This window comes from Microvirga sp. Mcv34 (assembly GCF_024519725.1).
Taxonomy (GTDB): Bacteria; Pseudomonadota; Alphaproteobacteria; order Rhizobiales; family Beijerinckiaceae; genus Microvirga.
In genome coordinates this window covers 1-868 of record NZ_JALJRK010000261.1, presented here as the reverse complement: position 1 = coordinate 868, position 868 = coordinate 1, and the positions used below count along the sequence as shown (strand labels likewise).

At 61.8% G+C, this 868-nt stretch carries 1 protein-coding gene; it reads right to left on the bottom strand.

Annotated features, from left to right (window positions below; genetic code table 11):
• Nucleotides 1–85: 85 nt before the first annotated feature.
• On the bottom strand, nt 86–868 hold a 783-nt coding region (locus OC446_RS30520), incomplete at its 5' end, for a cation diffusion facilitator family transporter (protein WP_262032610.1).

Sequence of the window (868 nt, the reverse complement as noted above, 5' to 3'; positions counted from 1 at the left end):
GCCTTTCCGGAGCGATCCAGGTGGCCCTCGTCCGTAACCCTAAGGGCCCGGCGTTAGTGTGACGGGGCCTCGCGTGACTAAGCGATCAGACCCGCAGGTCCTTCTCCTCGGCGCGCAGTTCTTCGTTCTCGATCTGAATCGTGATGTGATTGATCCCGAACTCCTCCGTCATGACCTGCCGCGCCATGCGAAGGATCCGAGCACCGTCGGCCATGTCGGCTAGGACGAGATGGCCGCTCATCGCATCGATCCCTGAGGTGATGGTCCACACGTGCAGTTCGTGCGCCGCATTCACGCCTGGGATGGCCCGCAGCTTGCTTTCAAGCAGGCTCACATCGACCTCGGGGGGTGTCCCTTCAAGCAGGATATGGGTCGCCTGCTTTAGGAGAGTCCATGTGCGCGGTACAATGAAGAGTCCAATGCCGGCGCCGATTAGCGGGTCAGCGAGAGACCAGCCAGTAAACAGGACCACGAGCGCGGCCACGATCACGCCGAGCGAACCCAGCATATCGGACAAGACCTCGAAATAAGCTCCTTTCACGTTGAGGCTCTCCGACGAGCCGCCGGCGAGAAGGCGCATACTGATGAGATTAACCACGAGGCCGACCGCCGCAACCGCCAGCATCGGACCACCCAGGATTTCGGGGGGAGCCAAGAACCGCTGATAGGCCTCGTAGAGAATGTAAACCGTTAGCAGCAAAAGCACGACAGCATTCGCCAGCGCCGACAGAATCTCGGCTCTGAGATAGCCGTAGGTTTTCTGCGGCGTCGCCGGGCGTTCCGCAAAGCGGATGGCCAGAAGTGCAAGCGCAAGCCCGCCGGCGTCGGTCAGCATGTGAGCGGCGTCCGCAAGGAGCGCGAGGCTGCC